The organism is Mesorhizobium sp. M7A.F.Ca.CA.004.12.1.1, assembly GCF_003997835.1.
In the GTDB taxonomy this organism is placed as follows: domain Bacteria; phylum Pseudomonadota; class Alphaproteobacteria; order Rhizobiales; family Rhizobiaceae; genus Mesorhizobium.
On record NZ_RZRK01000607.1, the window covers coordinates 1 to 3,733 of the forward strand.

The window sequence follows — 3,733 nt, forward strand, 5'->3', positions numbered from 1 at the left end:
CCGCTGCGCCGGACGAAAAGCCCGCGCAAAGCGAGGAGAAGCAGGCGACCGAGGAAACCGACAAACAGCAGCCGGACAAACAGGAACCCGCACCGCAACCCGCCGAAAAGCAAGCCGTCGTGACGCCAAAGCCATTGGCGGCTGAGATCGGCGACAAGCCGGCGCCTCCAGCCTCGACTGGAAAGGCAAAGCCCAAAGCCAAACCTGCCAAGACAATGACGTTCAAACCCGCAAGAGCTTTCAAAGCGCCGATCGGGAATGCTGGAAGGTCAAATCCCACCAACGACGACGTTGCAGGATCACCGATCTATTCCGGCCTTCCGGGCGTCAGAAAGCTTTACTCGCAAGGGGCAACCGGCAATGCGTTCGCTACAAGCTCCATGGAGAATGTCCCGCGCGGTCAACGCGTGGCCACCCTTTGCGGCAATGTCCTCAGCCGGGAACTGCAAAGTGCCGACTATACGGTCAAATGGGTGCCAACCATTACGCTGGACAAAGGCAATGTTCTCAATCCTCCGCAGGCCGCCTTCAGCACCAGAAACGCCTGGTACAACCTAAATTTCCGATGCGAAGTCGACGCCGATGCGACGAGGGTCCTGTCCTTCAACTTCCGTGTGGGCTCATTGGTGCCGCCTGGCGAATGGGCCAGCCGTGGATTCACAAAGTATCGTCTAAACTAGGCCGGCACACCAAACCTAGCCAATTGCCGGCTAACTTCTTGCCAGTCGGCGCAGACGAAATCGGCACCGGCAGCTGTCAGCCGCGCGGCGTGCTCGGCATAGGTATGGCCGCCACCGGTGTAGCCGATCGCCGTCATGCCTGCGGCGACCGCGCCCTGGATGCCGAAGGGCGAGTCTTCGATGACGATGCAGTCAACGGGATTGGCGCCGATCTTGTCCGCCGCGAAGAGGAAGATGTCCGGCGCGGGCTTGCCGTTCTTTACCATCGAGGAACTGTAGATCGCATCGCCGAAGAAACGCGCCAGCCCGGTCACGGCAAGGCTGTGGTTTATGCGCTCGACGGAGGAGGACGAGGCGACACAGCGGTCGCCCGCGAGCGTCTCCAGAAACGCAGTGATTCCCGGTGTCGGCTTCAATTCCTGCGAGAACAGCACCTTGGTCTCGGCCCAGATGTCGCCGTCCGCCGCCGCCGGAAACTGGTGGCCGGTCAAATCCTTGATCCTCGCGATGATATCGGACTGCTTCATGCCGATGCATTGGGCGATGATGCTGGTGTTGACACCGGGCATGCCGTGCTTTTCGTAGACGCGCTCATAGGCGCGGGCGGCCAACGGCTCGCTGTCGACAAGGACGCCGTCGCAATCGAAAATAATAGGCCTTGGTGGCGCCACGCGTTTCCCTCTCGAGTCAATTTTCGCACATCGCTATCGGCAAAAAGTCAAATGTTCAATAGCGCGTGCGTTTTGAGGGCGCGAAGAGCGGGCTCAAAGCTGGCGCAACGCATCGCTCGCACGGGAAGACCCGAGCGCCCGTTGCATGGCTTGCCGGGACTGCGCGCGATCCGGGGTGATCCAGTTCGGCTCGGCGCCGAGAAAGCGGTCGAGGAAAGCCACCGCATAGGCCGGCATCTCGGTCACGTTCTCGCGATAGGACCACCATGTGCGCAAATCGTCGGCGCATTTGTCGATGCCGGGTGCCGTGCCGAATTCCTGCTCGTGGATCGCCGAAATCACCGAGACGCAGTAGTTGGTGTAGAGGAAACCCTCCGGCCAGAAGCGGACGATTTCCAGCGTGCCGGCGTTCGTTTCTGTCTCGATCAGCTGGGTGAGGCCGGAGATTTCTTTTGCCGGCGCCTGTTTTATCAACTCGCGCAGCACGAGGCCGGCGGCAAAGACGATGAAGTCGGCGCGGTCGATCGCGGCGAAGCGCTTCTGCGCCTCCATGATCTCGACCCAGTCCAGAAAGGCCCTGGTGAGTTTGGCCTCGTCGATCTCGAAGCGCACGCCGAACGTGTCCGAGACCACCTTCGCGCTGCCGCGAAAGGTGGCGCGGAACCAGCGCAACTGCCGCAGCCGATGGCGAAGATCGGGCATCAAGGCCAGTTCGTCCCTGAAGGGCAGATCCATGTTCCTCGTATCCTGTTTCCCGGTCAGCCTAGCACAACGGTGGCACCGCCGAAATCGGTCAGCGCCCTTGTGGATGACCGCAGCCGAGGCCAATATCATACATATTGACATTCTCGGAAACAAATGTTCTCACTTTGCTGTTGTCACGCGCCGGTCCAAGGTGCGGTTCAACTGAGGCTTCGGGAGGAGAACCGAATGGCGATTTGGCAGTGGGGACTGCTTCTGCTGGTTATTGTGTGGGCGCTGCAGTCGCTCGGCGTCTGGCTGCAGATGCGGCACTATTCGGATGTCTTCAGGGGCGTCACCGACCAGTACAAGGACGGCTTCGTCGGAGCCGGCAATTTTCGCGGCCGGTTGGCCAAGGGCACCATCGCGCTCGTCGTGGTGACGCCCGATCTGGTCGTGCGCCGCCTGATGGTGATGAGCGGCCGTTCCGTCTTCACCAAGTTCAAAAGACATGAAGAGTTCGAGGGTGTTCCCCTCGATAAACTCCGGTCCAACCCTGCAATCATGGGGGAGGGGGAACCCGGTGTGGCCGAGGCCGTGAAACGAGCGATCGAGCAGATCGACAAGACACGGTCGGAGCCGGGGAAGAAGCCGGGCCTGTCCGGTTTGAATGTAGCAAGGGCTTAGAGCCGGAGGATTTCGGGCTCTAAATCAGAGGGATAGAGGACGCCGCGCACCGACTGGGATCAACTGGCGGGTGGCATAAGGAGGAGAAATGTCTGTATTTTCGTTGTTGGCGCAGCATGCCGACATGGCCGTGCACAATCTGCATGTCGCAGGTGCCATGGTCTCGGATGCCGCATTGCATGGCAAGCTCGCAGTCGAGCATGCCTCCGACCATCTCGTTGTCCTCGCACAAGCGGACAGCGGACCGATCACCGTCGATCAGTTCAAGGAAAAGCTGAAGGACGTCCAGCAGGAAGAGCAGCTCGGCTGGCTGACCGCCATCGGCAAGTATTTCATCGGCATCTTCCAGAAGGGCGGCGAGGTCTTCGCCGGCTTCGTCACCGGCATCATTCCGACGCTGGTGGTGCTGATGACGGCCTTCTACGCCGTCACCGAACTGGTCGGTGAAGAGCGCGTGCATGGTCTGGCGCGCGGCGCCGGCCGGATCGCGCTGACGCGCTACACGCTGTTGCCGCTGCTGGCGGTGTTCTTCCTCACCAATCCGATGGCCTATACGTTCGGATCGTTCCTGGAAGAAAAGCACAAGCCGGCCTTCTATGACGCGGCCGTGTCCTATGTGCACCCGCCGCTCGGTCTGTTCCCGCACATCAATCCCGGCGAGTATTTCGTCTGGGGCGGCATTCTCGTCGCGCTGCTGGAGCTGGAAAAGAAGGGCGTCGTCGTCGCCGGCTACCACGTCAAGGTGGCGATCTGGTACGCCATCGTCGGCCTCGTCGTCATCCTGCTCAAGGGCATGCTGACCGAACGCATCACCGCGATCATGGCACGCCGCCAGGGCGTCGAGCTGTAAGGGCGGGGAGGACATCATGGCCAAGACATACAAAGCCGTAAGGATCACCCAGGGCAAAACCGGCTGGGGCGGCCCGCTCGTCATCGAGCCAACCGAACAGCGCAGCAAGGTTGTTTCCGTCACCGGTGGTGGCATTCACCCGGTGGCGCAGCTTATCGCCGACA

General features: G+C 61.0%; 5 protein-coding genes and 1 pseudogene. 4 read left to right on the forward strand and 2 right to left on the reverse strand.

The window, feature by feature from the left end:
- Positions 1–680, forward strand: a 680-nt coding sequence (locus tag EN984_RS26020) for a DUF930 domain-containing protein (RefSeq protein ID WP_127384047.1), incomplete at its 5' end; no start/stop codon positions are given.
- Here the strand turns inward: EN984_RS26020 and EN984_RS26025 are convergent.
- Together EN984_RS26025 and EN984_RS26030 are read right to left on the reverse strand one after the other, a co-directional pair.
- Positions 677–1,351 carry an HAD family phosphatase gene (locus EN984_RS26025; protein ID WP_127269448.1) on the reverse strand — a complete coding sequence of 225 codons (675 nt, stop codon included), beginning with the start codon at positions 1,349–1,351 and terminating at the stop codon, positions 677–679. The two genes, EN984_RS26020 and EN984_RS26025, sit on opposite strands and share 4 nt — an antisense overlap.
- A 93-nt stretch (positions 1,352–1,444) precedes the next feature.
- A complete protein-coding gene (locus EN984_RS26030) occupies positions 1,445–2,086 on the reverse strand; it encodes a hypothetical protein (protein WP_024503716.1) in 642 nt (213 codons plus the stop codon).
- A 195-nt stretch (positions 2,087–2,281) separates the two neighbouring features.
- Here EN984_RS26030 and EN984_RS26035 point away from each other — a divergent pair, with 195 nt between their 5' ends.
- The 3 genes and pseudogenes from EN984_RS26035 to EN984_RS26045 all read left to right on the forward strand — a co-directional run.
- Complete coding sequence (locus tag EN984_RS26035) at positions 2,282–2,719, forward strand: transcriptional regulator GutM (protein ID WP_127269447.1); 438 nt, start codon at positions 2,282–2,284, stop codon at positions 2,717–2,719.
- A gap of 88 nt (positions 2,720–2,807) precedes the next feature.
- On the forward strand, positions 2,808–3,569 hold the full coding sequence (locus EN984_RS26040; protein WP_013529328.1) for a PTS glucitol/sorbitol transporter subunit IIC: 762 nt from the start codon (positions 2,808–2,810) through the stop codon (positions 3,567–3,569).
- A gap of 16 nt (positions 3,570–3,585) precedes the next feature.
- A pseudogene (locus EN984_RS26045) lies at positions 3,586–3,733 on the forward strand (PTS sorbitol transporter subunit IIB); the annotation flags it as partial.

Excerpts from the sequence above, each read along its gene's own strand:
- EN984_RS26030 (WP_024503716.1), bottom strand. The coding sequence starts at position 2,086 with ATGGATCTGCCCTTCAGGGACGAACTGGCCTTGATGCCCGATCTTCGC.
- EN984_RS26035 (WP_127269447.1), top strand. The coding sequence starts at position 2,282 with ATGGCGATTTGGCAGTGGGGACTGCTTCTGCTGGTTATTGTGTGGGCG.
- EN984_RS26040 (WP_013529328.1), top strand. The coding sequence starts at position 2,808 with ATGTCTGTATTTTCGTTGTTGGCGCAGCATGCCGACATGGCCGTGCAC.